The organism is Streptomyces sp. LX-29 (genome assembly GCF_029541745.1).
In the GTDB taxonomy this organism is placed as follows: domain Bacteria; phylum Actinomycetota; class Actinomycetes; order Streptomycetales; family Streptomycetaceae; genus Streptomyces.
Genome location: NZ_CP089746.1, coordinates 4,670,649 through 4,690,906 on the forward strand (window position 1 = coordinate 4,670,649; position 20,258 = coordinate 4,690,906).

19 protein-coding genes and 1 pseudogene are annotated in these 20,258 nt (G+C 74.1%); 15 read left to right on the forward strand and 5 right to left on the reverse strand.

Annotation, left to right across the window (positions count from 1 at the left end; all coding sequences use genetic code 11):
* Window positions 1-513 precede the first annotated feature (513 nt).
* Complete coding sequence (locus LRS74_RS20135; RefSeq protein ID WP_277742297.1) at window positions 514-969, reverse strand: hypothetical protein; 456 nt, start codon at window positions 967-969, stop codon at window positions 514-516.
* 92 nt (window positions 970-1,061) lie between these two features.
* Here LRS74_RS20135 and LRS74_RS20140 point away from each other — a divergent pair, with 92 nt between their 5' ends.
* The 3 genes from LRS74_RS20140 (at window position 1,062) to LRS74_RS20150 (ending at window position 4,024) form a co-directional block, all read left to right on the forward strand.
* The gene (locus LRS74_RS20140; RefSeq protein ID WP_277742298.1) at window positions 1,062-2,486 is read left to right on the forward strand and encodes an acyl-CoA synthetase; all 1,425 of its coding nucleotides are present in this window, start codon (window positions 1,062-1,064) and stop codon (window positions 2,484-2,486) included.
* A gap of 262 nt (window positions 2,487-2,748) precedes the next feature.
* Window positions 2,749-3,075 (forward strand): hypothetical protein, encoded by a 327-nt coding sequence (locus LRS74_RS20145; RefSeq protein ID WP_144386828.1) that lies wholly within the window; start codon window positions 2,749-2,751, stop codon window positions 3,073-3,075.
* Between the two features lie 88 nt (window positions 3,076-3,163).
* Window positions 3,164-4,024 carry a MurR/RpiR family transcriptional regulator gene (locus LRS74_RS20150; protein WP_144386829.1) on the forward strand — a complete coding sequence of 287 codons (861 nt, stop codon included), beginning with the start codon at window positions 3,164-3,166 and terminating at the stop codon, window positions 4,022-4,024.
* 478 nt (window positions 4,025-4,502) lie between these two features.
* On the opposite strand, the gene LRS74_RS20155 is transcribed toward LRS74_RS20150, so the two are convergent.
* A complete protein-coding gene (locus LRS74_RS20155; RefSeq protein WP_277742299.1) occupies window positions 4,503-5,837 on the reverse strand; it encodes a diaminopimelate decarboxylase in 1,335 nt (444 codons plus the stop codon).
* Between the two features lie 108 nt (window positions 5,838-5,945).
* On the opposite strand from LRS74_RS20155, the gene hutU reads away from it, so the two are divergent.
* The 4 genes from hutU to hutI all read left to right on the forward strand — a co-directional run bounded on the left by hutU (window position 5,946) and on the right by hutI (window position 11,680).
* Window positions 5,946-7,616, forward strand: coding sequence for a urocanate hydratase (gene hutU, locus LRS74_RS20160; RefSeq protein WP_277742300.1), 1,671 nt, complete (start codon window positions 5,946-5,948; stop codon window positions 7,614-7,616).
* A gap of 95 nt (window positions 7,617-7,711) precedes the next feature.
* Complete coding sequence (locus tag LRS74_RS20165; RefSeq protein WP_277744848.1) at window positions 7,712-8,899, forward strand: allantoate amidohydrolase; 1,188 nt, start codon at window positions 7,712-7,714, stop codon at window positions 8,897-8,899.
* Window positions 8,890-10,236: a formimidoylglutamate deiminase gene (locus LRS74_RS20170; protein WP_277742301.1), complete on the forward strand. Its 1,347-nt coding sequence runs from the start codon at window positions 8,890-8,892 to the stop codon at window positions 10,234-10,236. Before LRS74_RS20165 ends, LRS74_RS20170 begins: the two co-directional genes overlap by 10 nt.
* Window positions 10,237-10,354: 118 nt before the next feature.
* On the forward strand, window positions 10,355-11,680 hold the full coding sequence (hutI, locus tag LRS74_RS20175) for an imidazolonepropionase (RefSeq protein WP_277744849.1): 1,326 nt from the start codon (window positions 10,355-10,357) through the stop codon (window positions 11,678-11,680).
* Here hutI and LRS74_RS20180 read toward each other — a convergent pair.
* Window positions 11,581-12,636 (reverse strand): methyltransferase, encoded by a 1,056-nt coding sequence (locus LRS74_RS20180; protein ID WP_277742302.1) that lies wholly within the window; start codon window positions 12,634-12,636, stop codon window positions 11,581-11,583. The genes hutI and LRS74_RS20180 overlap by 100 nt on opposite strands.
* Before the next feature lie 361 nt (window positions 12,637-12,997).
* Here LRS74_RS20180 and LRS74_RS20185 point away from each other — a divergent pair, with 361 nt between their 5' ends.
* The 8 genes and pseudogenes from LRS74_RS20185 to LRS74_RS20220 all read left to right on the forward strand — a co-directional run bounded on the left by LRS74_RS20185 (window position 12,998) and on the right by LRS74_RS20220 (window position 19,303).
* Entirely contained in the window at window positions 12,998-13,327 is a 330-nt protein-coding gene (locus tag LRS74_RS20185; protein WP_277742303.1) for a TcmI family type II polyketide cyclase, read from the forward strand.
* Window positions 13,320-14,597 (forward strand): beta-ketoacyl-[acyl-carrier-protein] synthase family protein, encoded by a 1,278-nt coding sequence (locus tag LRS74_RS20190; RefSeq protein ID WP_277742304.1) that lies wholly within the window; start codon window positions 13,320-13,322, stop codon window positions 14,595-14,597. The genes LRS74_RS20185 and LRS74_RS20190 overlap by 8 nt, the downstream gene beginning before the upstream one ends.
* A complete protein-coding gene (locus LRS74_RS20195) occupies window positions 14,594-15,826 on the forward strand; it encodes a ketosynthase chain-length factor (protein WP_277742305.1) in 1,233 nt (410 codons plus the stop codon). The genes LRS74_RS20190 and LRS74_RS20195 overlap by 4 nt, the downstream gene beginning before the upstream one ends.
* 59 nt (window positions 15,827-15,885) lie before the next feature.
* Window positions 15,886-16,146: an acyl carrier protein gene (locus LRS74_RS20200; RefSeq protein WP_277742306.1), complete on the forward strand. Its 261-nt coding sequence runs from the start codon at window positions 15,886-15,888 to the stop codon at window positions 16,144-16,146.
* A gap of 1 nt (window position 16,147) precedes the next feature.
* A pseudogene (locus LRS74_RS20205) lies at window positions 16,148-16,591 on the forward strand (SRPBCC family protein); the annotation flags it as partial.
* A 33-nt stretch (window positions 16,592-16,624) separates the two neighbouring features.
* Window positions 16,625-16,933: an antibiotic biosynthesis monooxygenase gene (locus LRS74_RS20210; protein ID WP_277744850.1), complete on the forward strand. Its 309-nt coding sequence runs from the start codon at window positions 16,625-16,627 to the stop codon at window positions 16,931-16,933.
* Window positions 16,930-17,247, forward strand: coding sequence for an antibiotic biosynthesis monooxygenase (locus LRS74_RS20215; protein ID WP_277742307.1), 318 nt, complete (start codon window positions 16,930-16,932; stop codon window positions 17,245-17,247). Before LRS74_RS20210 ends, LRS74_RS20215 begins: the two co-directional genes overlap by 4 nt.
* Before the next feature lie 277 nt (window positions 17,248-17,524).
* Window positions 17,525-19,303 carry a BTAD domain-containing putative transcriptional regulator gene (locus LRS74_RS20220; RefSeq protein WP_277742308.1) on the forward strand — a complete coding sequence of 593 codons (1,779 nt, stop codon included), beginning with the start codon at window positions 17,525-17,527 and terminating at the stop codon, window positions 19,301-19,303.
* A gap of 9 nt (window positions 19,304-19,312) precedes the next feature.
* Here the strand turns inward: LRS74_RS20220 and LRS74_RS20225 are convergent, their stop codons facing one another.
* Entirely contained in the window at window positions 19,313-19,624 is a 312-nt protein-coding gene (locus LRS74_RS20225; protein WP_277742309.1) for a hypothetical protein, read from the reverse strand.
* The gene (locus tag LRS74_RS20230) at window positions 19,605-20,177 is read right to left on the reverse strand and encodes an RNA polymerase sigma factor (protein ID WP_277742310.1); all 573 of its coding nucleotides are present in this window, start codon (window positions 20,175-20,177) and stop codon (window positions 19,605-19,607) included. The genes LRS74_RS20225 and LRS74_RS20230 overlap by 20 nt, the downstream gene beginning before the upstream one ends.
* Window positions 20,178-20,258 lie beyond the last annotated feature (81 nt).

The following is a 20,258-nucleotide window of genomic DNA, read 5'->3' on the forward strand; positions in this document are numbered from 1 at the left end:
TCGCCCGCCGTTCGGCACTCGCCCCGCGTTCCGGAGGTGGCACTCGCCCCGCCGCTCGGCGGGTGGCACTCGCCCGCCGTACGGGAGTGGCGCTCGCCCCGCCGTACGGGGGTGGCGCTCGCCCGTCGTCGCCGTCAAGGAGTCGTCAGAAAAGGTCCGCTGAACGCGACTTCGCGTAAACGGTACGTATGCGTCACGCGAGCGCAGCACGCATTTAACACGCGTCGGGCACATTGGAGGACGTCGGCAAGGACGCGCCGACACCCGAAGTGCGGCGACACGGACCTCCGGAGCGGCTCCCGGACCTCCAAGGTCGCCCGGACGCGACGGCACGGACCTGAACCGGAGTCGCGCGTCCCCGCGGGGGACCGCCGTCGTCCCGCCCTCGGTGCTCACACCGGGGTGCGGCGGCCCCCGCTCAGTCTCTCTCCGCGGTCTCTCTCCGCGGTCGCTCGCCGCCGGGCGCTCCCACCGTTCGGCCGGACCCCGCGAGGACCCGACGCGCGGCCGGGGTCAGTCGCGGCGGTCGGGGGCGTGGTCGCCGCGCCAGCGGCGGAAGAGGTTGAGGGCGCCGGCCGCATGCACCGCGTTGACACCGACGATCCCGGCCCAGCAGATGAGCAGGCCCGACAGCCCGGCGTTGACCACGGCGATCGCGGACAGCGGGATCGCGAGCACCAGCGATACGGCGACGAAGCCGAAGCGCTCGCCGATGCCCAGGCCCTCGCCCGGCGCGGGCGGCTGGCCCGGCTGACCGCCGATCAACTGCGGGCGGGAGCCACGCGCGGCGGCCATCTGCTGCTCGGCCATGTGCCGTCGAACATGTCGGTCGGCGGCGGCGTCGAAGCGCTGCTCGACCTTCTCCATGAAGGAGTCCACCAGCTCTTTCTCGTATTCGGCGCCCAGTTCCTTGCGGGTCTGCAAGGTGGCGTCGAGTTCTCGCGTCAGCTCGGGGTCGCGGGCGTCCATGCTGTCGACGGTACGGTCAGGGAGTGCCGTTGTAAGTAGGGCTAGCCCCCCGAAATCGTCCGGGGACAGCCCCCCTGCCGAAGGAGCAGCCCGTGGCCGCACCTCTGCTGTCGTCCCTCACCGAGCCCGGCGGCGACCGTCCGGACGCGCTCGTGGTCGCGGGCCGACCCTGTTCGCGCGAGGACCTGCTGGGCGCCGCCGGCGCGGTGGCCGCCCGGATCGCCGGGGCGCCGGTGGTCGCGGTCCGCGCCACCGCCTCGCTGGAGACGGTCACGGCGGTGACGGGCGCGCTGCTCGCCGGGGTGCCGGTGGTGCCGGTGCCGCCGGACTCCGGGCCGGCCGAGCGGGGCCACATCCTGCGCGACTCGGGCGCCGCGCTCCTGCTCACCGGCGCCGGCGAGGACGAGTCCGCCGGCGAGGGGCCGGGCGGGCCGGGCGGGCCGGGCGGGTCGGGCGTGGAGACGGTCCCGGTGGACGTGCGCGAGCGCGCGGCGTGGTCCAAGCCGGAACCCGAGCCGGACTCCACGGCGTTCATCCTCTACACGTCGGGCACCACCGGCGCCCCCAAGGGCGCGCTCATCTCGCGGCGCGCGGTCGCCGCCGACCTGGACGCGCTCGCGGAGGCGTGGGCGTGGACGCCGGAGGACACGCTGGTGCACGGGCTGCCGCTGTTCCACGTGCACGGGCTGGTGCTGGGCGTGCTGGGCGCGCTGCGGGTGGGCAGCCGGCTGGTGCACACCGGGCGGCCGACTCCGGAGGCGTACGCGGCGGCCGGCGGCAGCCTGTACTTCGGCGTGCCGACGGTGTGGGGCCGAGTGGTGCGGGAGGAGTCCGCCGCCCGCGCGCTGAGCGGGGCCCGGCTGCTGGTCTCCGGCAGCGCCCCGCTGCCCGCGCCGGTCTTCCACGCCATGGAGCGGCTCACCGGGCAGCGCCCCGTCGAGCGGTACGGCATGACGGAGACCCTCATCACGGTCTCCGCGCGGGCGGACGGCGAGCGGCGCCCCGGTTATGTGGGGACCCCGCTGGCGGGCATCGCCACCCGGGTGGTGGCCGAGCCGGGCGTCGACATCGGCGAGCTCCAGATCTCCGGACCGACGCTCTTCGACGGCTATCTGAACCGCCCCGAGGCGACCTCGGGATCGTTCACCGAGGACGGCTGGTTCCGCACCGGCGACATCGCGGCCATCGAGGAGGACGGGGCGCACCGGATCGTCGGGCGGGCCTCGACGGACATGATCAAGTCCGGTGGCTACCGGATCGGGGCGGGCGAGGTGGAGAACGCGCTGCTGGACCACCCGGCGGTGCGGGAGGCCGCGGTCGTCGGCGCCCCGCACGAGGACCTGGGCCAGGAGATCGTCGCGTACGTGGTCGCCGACGGGGTGGGGGAGCGGGAGCTCATCGGCTTCGTGGCCGAGCGGCTCTCGGTCCACAAGCGGCCCCGCAAGGTGCGCTTCCTGGAGGCGCTGCCGCGCAACGCGATGGGCAAGCCGCAGAAGAAGCTGCTGCCCCCGGTGTAGCTCCCCGCGCGGCACCGCGGGGCGACCCTGCGTAGCGGCTTCCTGGCGTGGACCGCGCCGTGACCCCGGTGTGCGGCTCGGGGCGGCGACGCTGCGTAGCGATCCGGTGCGCGTCGCGTCGTGTCGGGGCTCCGTCGCGCCGGTACCCCGCCGATGGGTGGGGTACCGAAACGGTCTGGCGACTGATGCCGGGCCGCTTGGGGCGGCATACGGTGCGTATCACGGGGATGGTGTGGGACGTGTGAAGGTGTGAAGGAGTGGCATGTTCGGCTTCAGCAACGCGGGCCTCAACGTGCTGGTGCTGCGTGACGGGGAGGAACTGGACGCCACCTTGCGGCAGGCGCTGGCGACCGCGGACGATGCCGAACGGCCCGGTCTGGAGCGCGCCGTCGCGCTGATCGCCGAGCAGAGGGCCCTGAGCGACGCGGAGCTGAGGGTCCGTTGGGTCCGCCGCGCGCTGGCGGGCTCCGGCGTCGACGACCACACCGACCAGGTCACCGCCGTCCGCGCGCTGCGCAAGGCCGAGCCCCAGCTGGGCCTGTCCACGGCGGTCCTGCTGGTGGGGGAGGCGTACGGCCGCTCGGACTGAAGCAGCTCCGCCCGGGGCCGGGTGCGCCGCCCGCATATAGTTATGCAAGGCGTAAGGGGCGTGAATAGGGTGGGCTCGGGAGGACCGGATGGGCAGTGAGCTGGACGGGGGCCCGGAGGCGGGGGCGGCCCGGCTGCAGAAGTTGTTCGAGGGGCACCGGCTGACGCCGACGCAGCGCCGCATCGCGCACTGCATGGTGCGCCGGGCGGCCGACGCGCCCTTCCTCTCCAGCGTGGAGCTGGCCGAGCTGGCCGGGGTGAGCCAACCCTCGGTGACCCGGTTCGCGGTCGCGCTGGGCTTCGACGGCTACCCGGCGCTGCGCAAGTACCTGCGCGAGGTCGCCCCCGCCGGGGTGGAGCCGGGCGGCTCGGACTCGTACAACGAGTACCAGCAGGCGGTGCAGTCGGAGATCGACAACCTGCGCCACCTGGCCTCGCTGCTGGCCGACCCCACGCCGGTGGACCGGGCCGGCCGGCTGCTGGCCGCCTCCCGCCCGCTACCGGTGCTCGGGCTGCGCGCGGCCTCCGCCCAGGCCCGCGGCTTCGCCTACTTCGCCCGCAAGGTCCACCCGGACGTCCGGCTGCTCGACGAGGGCGGCACCATGCTCGCCGACCGCATCGACGCCGCGGTCCGCGCGGGCGCCACCGCGCTGCTGTGCTTCGCGTTGCCGCGCCACCCGCGCGAGGTCGTCGAGGCCCTGGAGTACGCGCGAGGAGCGGGGCTGACGGTGGTCACCGTGGCCGACAGCGCCTTCGCCCCGGTGGCCCGGCACAGCGACCTGCTGCTGCCGGCCGCGGTCGGCACCGGCCTGGCCTTCGACACCGCCTGCGCGCCCATGCTGCTCGGCCGGGTGCTGCTGGAGGCGATGTGCGACGCGCTCCCGGACGCCCAGGCCCGGTTGGAGGAGTTCGACACCAAGGCCGCTGCGCGCGGGCTGTTCGCCGACTGACGGCCGCGCGCCGGCCGAATACCGGAAGCCCCCCGCCCGGCGCCGCCCGGTCCCGCGGCGCACGGACGTCCACCGCGCGAGGGCCGTCGCCGGGCGCCACCGCGCGAGGCCCCTCGTCGCCGCGCCGCCGCCCGCGCGGTGCGGTGTGCCGACGCCCTCGGCGCGCGACTGGCCGGTTGGCTGGCTTGCGGCTGTGTCCTCTGGCTGACGACCTCGTGGCCTCCGCCCCGCGCCATGCGGGCCCTGTGCCGTCCCGGCCTGTCCTAGCCCGCCGCCCCGGCCTGCTGCGGCCTCCGCATGCTCAGCGTGGCGCCGTGGCGGCCTGCCTCCGCGCGTCGTTCCGCCCGCCGCCGGCGCCATCCGGGCCCGCCCCGGCCCTTCCCGCCCCCCGGCCCGTCCCAGCCCGCCCCCGCGCCACCCCGGCCGTCCCCACGCCCTCCCGGCCCTCCCAGCCCGCCACCCCCGCACGGGGCCCCGGTCACAGGCCCGACAGGGCCTCCGCGTGGGCGCCGCCGCTTTCGGCGACGATCTCGGCGACCGTCTGCGGGCTTCGTACGGTGGCGAAGCGCACGGCGCCGTCGTGGTCGATCGTGAAGCCGTAGACGCCGGGCCGCGGCAGGCTGTTGTACGCGTAGTGGTTGGAGAAGTAGTAGGCGCCGGTGTCCAGCAGCGCCGTCAGGTCGCCCGCCGCGAGTGGGGGCAGGGGGCGGGCGGTCGCGACCAGGTCGCCGGCGAAGCAGCAGGGGCCGGCGACGTCCTGCTCCACCGGGCCGTCGGGGCCGGTGGCCTTGGGGTGGCCGTGCGGGTCGTAGGCGGAGATCCGCAGCGGCCAGGTCTCGGGGGCGAAGACGGTGCGCACGGCCAGTTGCGCGCCGGCGTGGGTGACCGCGATCGGGCGGCCGCCGGCGGTCTTGGTGTACTCCACGCGCGCCAGCACGGTGCCCGACTTGGCCAGCAGCGACCGGCCGAACTCGGTGACGAGGTGGTAGTCGCCGGTGAACAGCCCGGGGGCGGCGGCGCGCAGCGCTCGGGCGTAGGCCGCGAAGGTGGGGGTGGTCTCGTCGGAGGTGAAGTTGACGGGCAGTCCGCCGCCGATGTCGAGGGTGTCGATCTGCCGTCGTCCGGCCGCCCGGTTGACCTCCTCGGCCAGCTCGTACGCCTCCCGGACGCCGGCCGCCATCAGCTCCAGCGGACAGCCCTGCGAGCCGACATGGGCATGCAGTCGGGTCAGCCAGGGGCGGTCCAGGAAGGCCCGTACGGTGGCCTCCCGCGCGCCCGCGTCGCGCAGCGGGACGCCGAACTTGGCGGTGGCGGTGGCGGTGCTGAGCGCGTCGATGGCGCCGCCGCCGACCTGGGGGTTGACCCGCAGGCCCAGCGGGGAGTCGCTGTGCACCCGCTGGCGCAGCGCGTCGAGTCGGGCCAGCTCGGCGAGGGAGTCCGCGTTGACGGCGACGCTCAGGGTGAGCGCCTCGCGCAGCTCGGTGGGGGTCTTGGCGGGCGAGTCGAGGACGATGCGGTCCGCGGGCACCCCGGCCGCGCGGGCCAGCGCGAGCTCGCCGGGGCTGGCCACCTCGCACCCCAGCCCCTCGTCCGCCAGCAGCCGCAGCACCGGGACCAGGGCGGCGGCCTTGGCCGCGAAGGCGTGCAGGACGTGGGTGCCGGGGGCGGTGACCTCGGCGAAGGCGGCGCGCAGGGCGGTGGCGGCGGCGCGGATTCCGGCCACGTCCAGCAGGCCGATGACGGGCTGGTCGGGAGCGATCAGCCCTTGTTCCACGGCGGCACGGACGGCGAAGTCGCGACGGGTGGTTGTCATGTCTCCAGCCAACCACCTCAGGGACGCCGGCGAAGCTGTTGACTAGAGGTATTCAGTGACGACAAGATGTGAATATCTCGATCCAGTCAATGGCAGGAGGCGTGCTTCATGTCCGGACCGCGACCCGTACGAGCCCCGCGCGGCAACGAGCTGAGCGCTCTGGGGTGGCAGCAGGAGGCCGCCCTGCGGATGCTGCAGAACAACCTCGACCCCGAGGTCGCCGAGCACCCCGACAAGCTCGTGGTCTACGGCGGCACCGGCAAGGCGGCCCGCGACTGGCGCTCCTTCGACGCGATGGTCCGCACGCTGCGGACCCTCAAGCAGGACGAGACGATGCTCGTCCAGTCGGGCCGCCCGGTCGGCGTCATGCAGACCCACGAGTGGGCCCCGCGCGTCCTGATCGCCAACTCCAACCTGGTCGGCGACTGGGCCAACTGGGAGGAGTTCCGCCGCCTGGAGCAGCTCGGCCTGACCATGTACGGCCAGATGACCGCCGGCTCCTGGATCTACATCGGCACCCAGGGCATCCTCCAGGGCACCTACGAGACCTTCGCCGCGGTCGCCGCCAAGAAGTTCAACGGCACCCTGGCCGGCACCATCACCCTCACCGCAGGGCTCGGCGGCATGGGCGGCGCCCAGCCGCTGGCCGTGACGATGAACGACGGCGTCGCGATCTGCATCGACTGCGACCCGCGCGCCATCGAGCGCCGGATCGAGCACCGCTACCTGGACGTCAAGGCCGACAACCTCCAGCACGCGCTCCAGCTCGCCACCGAGGCCCGCGACGCCCGCAAGCCGCTCTCCATCGGCCTGCTCGGCAACGCGGCCGACCTGCTCCCGCAGATGCTGGCCGAGGGCGCCCCGATCGACATCGTGACGGACCAGACCTCCGCCCACGACCCGCTCTCCTACCTCCCCACCGGCGTCGACTTCGACGACATGGCCGCGTACGCCGCCAAGGACCCGGCCGGCTTCACCACCCGCGCCCGCGAGTCCATGGCCAAGCACGTGGAGGCCATGGTCGGCTTCATGGACGCCGGCGCCGAGGTCTTCGACTACGGCAACTCCATCCGCGGCGAGGCCCAGCTGGCCGGCTACGACCGCGCCTTCGCCTTCCCCGGCTTCGTGCCCGCCTACATCCGCCCGCTGTTCTGCGAGGGCAAGGGCCCGTTCCGCTGGGCCGCCCTCTCCGGCGAGGCGTCGGACATCCACAAGACCGACAAGGCGATCCTCGACCTGTTCCCGGAGAACGAGTCGCTGCACCGCTGGATCAAGATGGCCGGCGAGCGCGTCCACTTCCAGGGCCTGCCCGCGCGCATCTGCTGGCTCGGCTACGGCGAGCGCGACAAGGCCGGCGAGCGCTTCAACGACATGGTCGCCAGCGGTGAGCTGGCCGCCCCGCTGGCCATCGGCCGGGACCACCTCGACTGCGGCTCCGTCGCCTCGCCCTACCGCGAGACCGAGGCCATGCTCGACGGATCCGACGCCATCGCCGACTGGCCGCTGCTCAACGCCATGGTCAACGTGGCCTCCGGTGCCTCCTGGGTCTCCCTGCACCACGGCGGCGGCGTCGGCATGGGCCGCTCCATCCACGCCGGTCAGGTCACCGTCGCCGACGGCACCCCGCTCGCCGGCGAGAAGATCCGCCGCGTGCTCACCAACGACCCCGGCATGGGCGTCATCCGCCACGTCGACGCCGGCTACGACCGCGCCGACGAGGTCGCCGTGGAGCGCGGTGTGCGCGTTCCCATGCGCGAGGGCGCCGGAGGCGCCGAGTGACCGCGCACGGCGATGCGCCGTCGGGTGCGGGTGCCGGTGTGCCCGCCCGTTCCGTCCCGGCGGAACGCACGCCCACGCCGACCTCGTTCCACGAGATGTGGAAGGACCTGTTGCCCATCGGCCGCGAAGCGGCCTCGGGCGGATACCGCCGCTTCGCCTGGACCGGGGCCGACGTCGACTGCCGGGAGTGGTTCCGGGCGCAGGCGGAGTCCCGGGGGCTGGCGTACGAGGTGGACCGGAACGGGAACCAGTGGGCGTGGCTGGGCGACCCGGCCGCCGAGGACGCGGTGGTGACGGGCTCGCACCTGGACTCCGTGCCGGACGGCGGCGCGTTCGACGGCCCGCTGGGCGTCGTGTCCTCGTTCGCCGCGCTCGACGAGCTCCGCTCGCGCGGCGCGCGGCCGATCCGCCCGCTGGCGATCGTCAACTTCGGCGACGAGGAGGGCGCCCGGTTCGGGCTGGCCTGCGTGGGCTCCCGGCTGGCGGCCGGGCAGCTGACGCCGGAGCAGGCGCACGCGCTGCGCGACGCCGACGGCGTCGGGCTGGCGCACGCCATGGAGCGGGCCGGGTACGACCCGGAGGCGATCGGCCCCGACCCCGAGCGCCTCGCCCGCATCGGCGCCTTCGTCGAGCTGCACGTGGAGCAGGGCCGGGCGCTGGACCTGTCCGGGCACCCGATCGGCATCGCGTCCGCCATCTGGCCGCACGGCCGCTGGCGGTTCGACTTCCACGGCGAGGCCAACCACGCCGGCACCACCCGGCTGGAGGACCGCCGCGACCCGATGCTGACCTACGCCAACACCGTGCTCGCCGCGCGCAAGAAGGCGCGGCTGGCCGGTGCGCTGGCCACCTTCGGGAAGGTCAGCGTGGAGCCGAACGGCGTCAACGCCATCCCCTCGCTGGTGCGCGGCTGGCTGGACTCCCGCGCCGCCGACCAGGAGACGCTGGACGCCGTCGTCGCGGAGATCGAGCGGGCGGCGGTGGAGCGCGGCGAGCGGGACGGCGTCGACGTCCGGATGACCCGGGAGTCCTTCACCCCCGTGGTGGAGTTCGGGCACGCCCTGCGCGACGAGCTGGCCGCCCTCTTGGGCGACGCACCCGTGCTCCCCACCGGCGCGGGACACGACGCGGGTATTTTGTCCGCATCGGTCCCCACGGCCATGCTGTTCGTACGGAATCCCACCGGCGTCTCGCACTCGCCCGCGGAAACCGCCGCCGAGGACGACTGCCTCGCCGGAGTGACCGCACTCGCCGACGTACTGGAGGGCCTCGCGTGTCGCTGACACCGCAGACCTACTGGGCGGAACACGCCTGGCTCGGCACCCATGTCGAGCCGGGCGTCGCCATCGAGACCGGCGCCGACGGTCGCATCACGGCCCTGCGGACGGGGGTGCCGGCGCCGCCCGTCGGCGGCGTCACCCTCCGCGGGCTGACCCTCCCCGGCCTGGCCAACGCCCACTCGCACGCCTTCCACCGCGCCCTGCGCGGGCTGGTGCAGATCGGCTCCGGGACCTTCTGGACCTGGCGCGAGTTCATGTACCAGTACGCCGCTCGGCTCACCCCGGATAGCTACTTCGCCCTCGCCCGCGCCGTCTACGCGGAGATGGCGCTCGCCGGCATCACCTGCGTCGGCGAGTTCCACTACGTCCACCACGCGCCCGGCGGCACCCGGTACGCCGACCCCAACGCCATGGGCGAGGCCCTGATCGCGGCCGCCGCCGAGGCCGGCATCCGCATCACCCTGCTGGACACCGCCTACCTCTCCTCCGGCTTCGGCGCCGCGCCCTCCCCGCACCAGCTGCGCTTCAGCGACGGCACCGCCGACGCCTGGGCCGAGCGGGTCTCGGCGCTGATCCCGGCCCCGCACGCCCGGATCGGCGCGGCCATCCACTCGGTGCGGGCGGTCCCGGCGGGGCAGCTGGCCACCGTCGCCCAGTGGGCCGCCGACCGGCAGGCGCCGCTCCACGTCCACCTCTCGGAGCAGACCGCCGAGAACGACGCCTGCCGCGAGGCGCACGGCCGCACCCCCACCCGGCTGCTGGCCGACCACGGGGCGCTCGGCCCGCGCACCACGGCCGTGCACGCCACGCACCTCACCGACGAGGACATCGCGCTGCTGGGCTCCACCGGCACCGGCGTGTGCATGTGCCCGACCACCGAGCGCGACCTGGCCGACGGCATCGGCCCGGCCACCCTGCTGCAGGGCGCGGGCTCCCCGCTGAGCCTGGGCAGCGACAGCCACGCGGTCATCGACATCCTCGAAGAGGCCCGCGCGATGGAGCTGGACGAGCGGCTGCGCACCCGCACCCGGGGCCACTGGACCGCCGCCCAACTGCTGCGCGCGGCCACCGAGGACGGCCACACGGCGCTCGGTTGGGACAGCGCCGGACGGATAGAGAGCGGCGCGCTCGCCGACTTCACCACGGTCCGGCTGGACTCGGTGCGCACCGCGGGCCCGCTGCCCCGGCTGGGCGCCGAGGTCGCCGTCTTCGCGGCCTCCAACGCGGACGTGCTGCACACCGTGGTCGGCGGCCGCCACATCGTCCGGGACGGGCAGCACCAGCTGGTGCCGCAGGTCCCGCTAGCCCTGTCCGAGTCCATCGCCGCGCTGCGTGAGTGAACGGCCCGACGGCACCGGCCACCCGGCCGAAGGAGAGCCCCCCGCGATGAACCCCACGCCCCACCCGCACACCCACACACCCCTGGTCCAGCCCCCCGCGCCCACCGGGCCGGGCGGGGTGGACACCACCGCCATCGTCAACATCGCCGGCCTGGTCACCAACGACCCCGAGATCGGTGAGGGCCCGCTCGGACTGCTGAAGGACGCGGCGGTCGTCATCGAGGGCGACCGCGTCGCCTGGGTCGGCCCGTCGAGCAAGGTCCCCGGCACCGACAACCGGGTCGACGCCGAGGGCCGGGCGGTCATCCCCGGCTTCGTCGACTCCCACTCCCACCTGGTCTTCGCCGGAGACCGCACCGAGGAGTTCAACGCCCGCATGTCGGGCCGGAGCTACAGCGCCGGCGGCATCCGCACCACCGTCGCCGCCACCCGCTCCGCCTCCAACAACGAGCTGCACGACAACGTGGCCCGCTACCGGCGGGAGGCGCTGCGCCAGGGCACCACCACCATCGAGATCAAGTCCGGCTACGGGCTGACCACCGAGCACGAGGCGCGCGCCCTGCGCATCGCCGCCGCGCACACCGACGAGGTCACCTACCTCGGCGCGCACGTGGTCGCCCCGGAGTTCGCCGACCGGCCCGACGCCTACGTCGAGCTGGTCACCGGGCCGATGCTGGACGCCTGCGCCCCGCACGCCCGCTGGGTCGACGTCTTCTGCGAGCAGGGCGCCTTCGACGGGGACCAGGCGCGGGCCGTCCTCACCGCCGGCATCGCGCGCGGCCTGCTGCCGCGCGTGCACGCCAACCAGCTCTCGTACGGCCCCGGCGTGCAGCTGGCCGTGGAGCTCGGCGCCGCCTCCGCCGACCACTGCACCCACCTCTCCGACGAGGACGTGGACGCGCTGGCGAACGGCTCCACGGTGGCCACGCTGCTGCCCGGCGCCGAGTTCTCCACCCGGGCGACCTACCCGGACGCGCGCCGGCTGCTGGACGCCGGTGTCACCGTCGCCCTGTCGCCCGACTGCAACCCGGGCTCGTCCTTCACCAGCTCGATGCCGTTCTGTATCGCGGTGGCCGTGCGGGACATGCGGATGACGCCCGACGAGGCCGTCTGGTCGGCCACCGCGGGCGGCGCGGCGGCGCTGCGCCGCACCGACGTCGGGCGCGTCAGCCCCGGCGCCCGCGCCGACCTGGCGCTGCTCGACGCCCCCTCCCATGTCCACCTCGCCTACCGCCCCGCCGTCTGTCGTACGGGCCGTCTGTCGCAGGGCCGTCTCTCGTACGGGGCCTCCGGCCCGTACGGCCGTCCGCCGTGCGGGCCGTCCGCCGTACGGTCCCCGGGCGCTCAGCCCGCCGCCTGGATCCGCCCCTCGACCAGGTGCAGCCGGGGCAGCGTGCCCGGTGCCGAGGTGACGCCGGTGACCTCGATGCCCGCGCGGGCGTAGAGCGCCTCGAACTCGCCCCGGCTGTGCTTCTGGCCGCCCATGTTGAGCAGCAGGAACAGATCGAGCGCGGTGGTGATCGTCATCTCGTCGGGGTGGGCGTCGACCAGGCTGTCGACCACCACCACCCGGGCCCCGGGGCGGGCGGCGGCCCGGATGTTGCGGAGCACCGCGACGGAGAAATCGTCCGGCCAGTCCAGCAGGTTCTTCAGCACGTAGACGTCGGCGTCGACGGGGACGGACTCCAGGCAGTTGCCGCCCAGGATCCGGGTGCGGGAGCCGAGTTCGCCGCCCTCCCGCAGCTCCTCGTAGGCGCCCGGGACCACCGTCTCCAGGTCGAACAGCACGCCGTGCAGGTGCGGGTTGTGACGCAGCAGCGTGCGCAGCAGATGGCCCTGGCCGCCGCCGATGTCCACCAGCGTGGCGGCCGTGGACAGGTCCAGCGCCTCGGCCACCGCCGCCGAGCTGCGGATGCTCGACTCGGTCATGGCCTGGGCGAAGACCTTCTCGTCGGCGGGGGCGTCCTCCTTCAGATAGGTGTAGAAGTCCTTGCCGAACACGCGGGGGATGACGCTCTCGCCGCTGCGCAGGGCGTCCTCCAGCCGGGGCCAGGACTGCCAGGTCCACGGCGAGCCGACCCACAGCACGATCGCCCGCAGGCTCTGCGGGTGGTCCTCGCGCAGCAGGACCGAGACGTCGGTGTGGGCGAAGTGGCGCGGCTGGGGCTCGACGAAGACCCCGTACGAGGTCAGGGTGCGCAGCAGCCGGTAGAGGCGGTGCGCGTCCAGGCCCACCTTCTCGGCGAGCTTCTCCACGGGCAGCGGGTCGTCGTCGAGGACGTCGGGCACGCGCAGTCGCGCGGCCGTCTGCACCGCCGCCGCCACGCCGGCGCTGAAGGCCAGCTCTCCGAGCCTCCGGAACGCCTCGTCACCGGTGCCGTGCTGTGCGGTCGCAGTCATGGGCGGATCACCTCTCGATGCCGGTCGGGGGTCGGGCACGAGGCTGGTGCCCCGCGCTGGTGGGGCGCTGTCGCGCGACTGTCGCGGCGCTGTCGCTCCCGTGGGGCGCGGACGATCCGCCGACCAGCGGGGTGCCATCCGAGGCGGTGAGCATCGACCCGGAGAGGTCCGGAGAGGCCGGCGACGACCGCCGAGAGCCGGCGACGACCGCCGAGAGCCGACGCCGACGGGCGAGACCCGGCGCCGACGGGCGAGAGCCGACGCCGACCGGCGAAAGCCGACGCCGACGCCGACGCCGCCGACGACGACGACCGGCGACAGCCGGCGCGGCCGGCGCCTCCGGGACGGGACGGGAGTCGATATGCACCGAACGTTGATCGTGGCTCGGATGAACCCCGAGGACGTGGCCGGGGTGTCCGAGGTGTTCCGCTGGTCCGACGGCACCGAGCTGCCACACCTCATCGGCGTCCGCCGAAGGACCCTGTTCCGCTTCCACGACCTCTATCTGCACCTGGTCGAGGCGGACGGTGAGGACACCACCGAGCGGCTGTACGAACACCGCCGGCACCCGCTGTTCCAGGAGATCCACGAGCGGCTGCTGCCCTACATCCGGCCGTACGACCCGAACTGGTCCGAGCCCCGGCACGCCATGGCCGTGCCGTTCTACCGCTGGGAGAACGAGCGTGACTGAGCGGGGCGGCAGGCGAGCCGTCATCACCGGCATGGGCGTGGTGGCGCCCGGTGGGCTCGACGTACCGGAGTTCTGGTCCTGTCTGACCGCCGGCCGCACCGCCACCCGCACCATCAGCCTCTTCGACGCGTCGCTGTTCCGCTGCCAGGTGGCGGCCGAGTGCGACTTCGACCCGGAGAGCCGCGGGCTGACCCCGCAGGAGATCCGGCGGATGGACCGCGCGGTGCAGCTCGCGGTGGTCGCCACCCGCGAGGCGCTGGCCGACAGCGGGCTGGTCACCGGGGAGCTCGCCCCGCACCGCACCGCCGTCGCCATCGGCAACGCGGTGGGCTCCACCATGCTGATGGAGAGCGAGTACACGGTCATCTCCGACGGCGGGCGCCGCTGGCTGTGCGACGAGGAGTACGGCGTACGCCACCTCTACGGCGCGGTGGTGCCGAGCACCGCCGCCGCCGAGGTGGCCTGGCTGAGCGGGGCCGAGGGGCCCGCCGCGGTCGTCTCCACCGGCTGCACCTCGGGCCTGGACGCCGTCGGGTACGCCGCCCAGCTCATCGAGGAGGGCGCCGCCGACGTGGTCATCGGCGGCGCCACCGACGCCCCCATCTCCCCGATCACCGTGGCCTGCTTCGACGCGCTGAAGGCCACCTCCACCCGCAACAAGGAGCCGGAGCGGGCCTGTCGCCCCTTCGACCTGGAGCGCGACGGGCTGGTGCTGGGCGAGGGCGCGGCGGTCTTCGTGCTGGAGGAGCGCGGCCGGGCGGCGCGCCGCGACGCGCACGTCTACTGCGAGGTGGCCGGCTACGCCAACCGCGCCAACGCCTTCCACATGACCGGCCTCAAGCCCGACGGCCGGGAGCTGGCCGAGGCGATCACCCAGGCGCTGCGCTCCGCCGGCATCGCCCCGGAGCAGGTCGACTACGTCAACGCCCACGGCTCCGGGACCCGGCAGAACGACCGGCACGAGACCGCCGCGTTCAAGCGCAGCCTGGGCGATCACGCCCGCCGGGTGCCGGTCAGCTCCATCAAGTCGATGATCGGCCACTCGCTGGGCGCGATCGGCGCGATCGAGGTCGCCGCCTCCGCGCTCGCCATCGAGCACGGCGTGGTGCCGCCCACCGCCAACCTCACCGCCCGCGACCCGGAGTGCGACCTGGACTACGTGCCGAATCATGCGCGGGAGCACCGCACCGATGTGGTGCTCAGCGTCGGCAGCGGCTTCGGCGGCTTCCAGACGGCGGTCGTGCTCACCTCGCCGAGGAGGCTCCGATGAGTGGCGAGACCGTGGTCACCGGGCTCGGCGTGGTGGCGCCCACCGGCACCGGCACCGACGCCTACTGGGCCACCACGCTGGCCGGCAAGAGCGCCGTCGACCGCATCCAGCGCTTCGACCCCTCCGGCTACACCACCCAGCTCGCCGGGGAGGTGCGGGACTTCGACGAGGCCGCGGCGGCCGACCACGTGCCCGCGCGGCTGCTGGCGCAGACCGACCGGATGACCCACTTCGCCTTCGCCGCCGCCGCCATGGCGCTGACGGACGCCGGGGCCGACCCGGCGGACTTCCCCGAGTACGAGATGGCGGTGGTGACCGCGAACTCCTCCGGCGGCGTGGAGTTCGGCCAGCGCGAGCTGGAGAAGCTGTGGAGCGGCGGCCCGCTGCGGGTCAGCGCGTACATGTCGGTGGCCTGGTTCTACGCGGCCACCACCGGCCAGCTCTCCATCCTGCACGGGATGCGCGGCCCCTGCGGGCTGCTCGCCACCGAGCAGGCGGGCGGCCTGGACGCCGTCGGACACGCCCGCCGCCAACTGCGCGGCGGCGCCCGGCTGGCGCTGACCGGCGGCACCGACGCCCCGCTCTCCCCGGCCTGCATGGTCGCCCAGCTGGCGACCGGACGGCTGAGCCGGGTCGCCGACCCGACCGCCGCCTATCTGCCGTTCGACGCCCGAGCCGGCGGCCATGTGCCCGGCGAGGGCGGCGCGATCATGGTCCTGGAGCGGCGCGAGGACGCGCTGCGGCGCGGCGTGGACCGGCTCTACGGCGAGGTGGCCGGCTACGCGGCCAGCTTCGACCCGCCGCCGGGCTCCGGCCGCGCGCCCACCCTGCGCCGGGCCGTCGAGGCCGCCCTGGCCGACGCCCGGATCGGCCCGGACGAGGTGGACGCGGTCTTCGCCGACGGCGCCGGCGTCCCCGCCCTGGACCGCGCCGAGGCGGCCGCCCTGGTCGCCGTCTTCGGCCCGCGCGGGGTGCCCGTCACCGTGCCCAAGACCGCCACCGGGCGCCTCTACGCCGGTGCCGCCGCGCTGGACGTGGCCACGGCCCTGCTCGCCCTCGACGACCAGGTGATCCCGCCCACCGTCCACGTGCTGGACCCGCCCGCCGGGGCGCCGCCTTTGGACCTGGTGCGCGGCGCCCCGCGCGAGACGCCGCTGCGCCACGTGCTGGTGGTGGCGCGCGGCTACGGGGGCTTCAACGCGGCCGTGGTGCTGCGCGCGCCCCGCTGAGCCCTTCTCCGCACCACCGCGATCCGTGATTCGTACGACGACACCGACAAGGAGCACCCATGAGTACCCCGCTCACCCTCGACCGACTGCGTCAGATCATGCGCGCCACCCTCGGCAGCGCCGCCGACGGCCTCGACCTGGACGGCGAGATCCTGGACACGCCCTTCGCCGACCTGGAGGTCGACTCGCTCGCCGTGCTGGAGATCGTCACCCAGATCCAGGACGAGTACCGGATGCGCATCCCGGACGACGCCGTCGACACCATGAAGACGCCCCGCGCGGTGCTCGACTACGTCAACGAGCACGTCGAGGTGGGCTGAGGTGGCCGGCCACATCGACAACGCGGTCGTCATCCAGGCCCCGATGGACCTGGTGTGGGGCATGACCAACGACGTGACCTCCTGGACCGAGCTGTTCTCGGAGTACCGGAAGGTCGACGTGGTGCACCGGGAGGGGAACACCGTCCGGTTCCGGCTGACCATGCACCCGGACGAGGACGGCAAGGAGTGGAGCTGGGTCTCCGAGCGGACCGCCGACCCCCGGACCCGCACGGTCACCGCCCGCCGGGTGGAGACCGGCCCGTTCACCCACATGGACATCCGGTGGGAGTACGAACCGGACGGCGAGGGGGTGCGGATGCGCTGGATCCAGGACTTCGCCATGAAGCCCACCGCGCCCGTCGACGACGCCGCGGCCCAGGAGCACCTCGACCGGCAGACGCTCAAGGAGATGGCCCGGATCAAGCACCTGGTGGAGGAGGCGTCCGCCGCGCGGGACGCGGCCGGCGCCGTCTTCCGGGTGCTGCTCCGCGCGGAGATCGTGGCCGGCCTGGAGGTCGACTTCGAACAGGTCTGGAGCGGGATCGGCGCGGCCGTCACCGAACATCCGGACAACCTCGGACAGTGGTTGATGCGCAGCCGCGACGAGCCGGGCGTCTACTTCATCATCAGCGATTGGACCAACGAGGAGCGCTTCCGCGCCTTCGAGCGGAGCGCGGCGCACATCGAGCACCGCCGCAAGCTCCACCCGTTCCGCACCGGCGGCTCGATGACCGTCATGGACGTCGCCGCCGCCCTGCCCAAGCCCGTAACGGAGGAGTCGTCATGAGTGGCACCGGCAGCACCCGCGTCGTCATCTACTACCGGGTGCCTGAGGGCTCCGCCGACGCCCTGATCAGCGGTTATCACGCGTCGAGCGCCGCGCTGAAGGGCACGTCCGGGCTGCTCGGCAACGAGCTGCTGCGCAACGCCCACGACCCCCGGCGGTACGCGGTGCTGAGCGAGTGGGAGGACCTGGCCGCCTTCCAGACCTGGGAGGCGGCCAAGGACCACCGGGGGCAGACCGCGCCGGTGCGCGAGTTCGTCGACCCCGATCCGCGTCCCTTCGCCGTGTACGAAGTGGTCGCCTCCTATTCCGCGTAATCCGCACTTCGGCCTCCGCTTCGGTGTTCGGCCCCAGAAACCCGCGTCGCTTCTCAATCATCCAAAGGCCGACGGAATTTCGGCCGGTACGATGGGCGACGCGGGTCTGTGCTGTCGCATATCGACGGGGGAATCGATCATGTCTGAGCGGCCCAACCTGCGGTTCCGAGTCCTCGGTCCGCTGGAAGTAGTTGACGAAAGCAATCGTGAATTGACCCCGGGGGCACCGAAGTTACGCCAGATCCTGGCGTTGGCGCTGGTGTTTGAGAATCGAGTCGTGCAAACCCATGAATTCGTGGACGAACTCTGGGGATCACGTCCGCCGGTGACCGCGCTGGCGACCCTCCAGTCCTACATCTACAAAGTCCGTAAACAGGTGCTCGGCGAAGAGGGGCGCGCCGCCCTGCACACCAAGCCCAACGGCTATCTGCTGACCGTCCCCGACGCCGATCTCGACCTGCGCTGCTTCGAGGAGCTCGCCGCCCGCGGCAGGACCGAGCTGGACGCCGGGGACGCCCGCCGCGCCAGCCGCTCCCTCGGCGAGGCGCTGGCCCTGTGGCGCGGCGGCCCGCTGGCCGGGGTGGAGTCCGGCGCCCTGCTGAGCGCCCAGGTCGCCCGGCTCCAAGAGAGCCGGCTGCGCACCCTGGAGCTGCGCATCCAGGCCGACTTCACGCTCGGCCGCCACCACGAGCTGATCAGCGAGCTCAAGACGCTCTGCGCGGCACACCCGTTCAACGAGGGCCTGCACGCCAAGCTGATGATCGCGCTGTACCGCTCCGGGCGGCGGTACGAGGCGCTGGAGCTCTACCAGACCTTCCGCCGCGGCCTCGTGGACGAGCTGGGCCTGGAGCCCTCGCCGCACCTGGGGCGGCTGCAGAACGCGGTGCTGTCCGGCGCGCAGACGCTGCGCGAGGACGACGCGGGGGAGCCGCCCGTGGCGGTCGTCGTGTCCGACGGGCCCGCCCCCGCGGAGGGCGGCGACCCGTGGCCCGACGCCCCCGGTGGAGAACCGGCCCACGAGGAGCCCGCGCCCGAGGGCTACGAGGCGACCCCCAGCCCCGCCCAGCTACCGCCCGACATCGGCGACTTCACCGGCCGCGCGGAGCTGCTGCACCAGTGGGAACGGCGCTTCGCGCGGAGTCGCGAGGACTCCTGTCCGCTGCCGGTGCTGTGGCTCAGCGGCCCGCCGGGCGTCGGCAAGACCACCCTGGCCGTGCACCTCGCCCACCGGCTGCGGCACGCCTTCCCGGACGGCCAGCTCTACGCCGACCTGCGCGGCCGCAGCGCCGACCCGCCACGCCCGCGGGAGATCCTGGCGAGCTTCCTGAGCGCGGTCGGCTCCACCCGTCACCCCCGCCCTTCGGACGACCCGGACGAGTGGGGCAAGGCGTTCCGCACCTGGTGCGCGGACCGCTCGCTGCTCCTCGTCCTCGACGACGCCGCGGACGCCGCCCAGGTCCGCCCGCTGCTGCCGGGCGGCGGCCGCTGCGCCGCGCTGGTCACCGGCGCCGGCCACGGGCTGCCCGGCGCCGAGCGGGTGCTGCTGGGCCCGCTGCCCCCGCACGAGGGCGCCGATCTGCTCGGCAGGATCATCGGCACCCGGCGCACCGAGCGGGAGCCCGCGGCCGTCGAGGAGATCGTCAGACTCTGCGGCGGCCTCCCCCTGGTGCTCCGCGCGGTCGGCATCCGCCTGGCCGCCCTGCCCAGTTGGCCCCTCCTCAAGCTCGCCCACCGCCTCGCCGACGCCCGCCGTCGCCTGGACGAGGTCAGCCTCCCCGGCATGGACCTCCGCCCCGCCTACGCGGCCGGCTTCGGCCGCCTCCGCGAGCGCGAGCGCATCGCCATCCTGCTGCTCGGCGCCGTCGGCCCCGAGGAGTTCACCTCCGACGACGCGGCCCGACTCCTCGGCCACGACGGCGCGGGCGTCGAGGGCGTGCTCGCCCCGCTGGTGGAGCAGCACCTGCTCCAGGTCCGCGGCGGGGACGGCTGGACGATCCGCTACTCGGTCCCGGAGCTGGTCCGGGCCTATATCCGGGAGCGGTTGGTGGGGGACTAGGGCCCGTTCTCATGGCGTGGAGGCGACCGGTTCGCCGTGCTCCCTCCCTTGGCCCGCGACGGTCAGTCGGCACTGGCCGTCCTCGCAGGAGCGCTCCAGGCGGCCCCGGGAAACGGTCTGCGCCAGCCCGACCATCCAGCACATCGGGCACCCTCGCAGCGCGAGCAGGCCGACCGGCAGGAGCGCCAGGCTGACCGGCCCGACGGCCGGGATGAGTGCGACCGAGCCGACCAGCGCGCCGAATCCCACCGCGCCGCGCACCAGGTGCCGGGGCAGGGAGGCGCTCGCGAAGTCGGGGCCGTCAGCCTTCGTTCCGGTCATCGTCCCCTCCAGGAGCTGAGTCGGGTGTGGCGTGAAGCGTGTGTCGAACCGCCGCGCGGGCTCGGTGGAGACGCGATTTCATCGCCGCCGTACTGAGGCCCAGCGCGTCGGCGACCGCCCGTCCGCTGTGGCCCTGGATGTCTCGCATGATCAGCACCCGCCGCTGGTCGGGCGGCAGGGCCGCGACCGCCGCCGCCACCCTGCCCGCGTCCAGGCGGCGCAGTGCCTCGTCCTCGGCCGAGTCCACGGCGGTGTCCGGCACCGGTGAGTCGTCCCGCACCATCGCCCGTGCGCGCCGTAGACACTCGTTGCGGACGATGCGGAACATCCACGACGCCAGTGCGCCGGAGGCCCGCAGCATCCCGATCTTGCGGTACAGGATGATCAGGGCTTCCTGCGCCGCGTCCTCGGCGTCCTCCCGGGTCGCGCAGAGGGAGCGGGCGAAACGCTGAACGTTCGGGTGTGAGCCCGAGACCAACGCGGCGATCGAATCGACATCACCGCGCTGCGCGGCGACGATCAGCGGTTCGCTGGGCCAGGCCGAGTCAGCCACGCCCACCACGCTTGCGCTTGAGGGCGAGCACGCAGGTGCAGAGCAGCACCACGCCGACGGCGATACCGATACCGATGATCA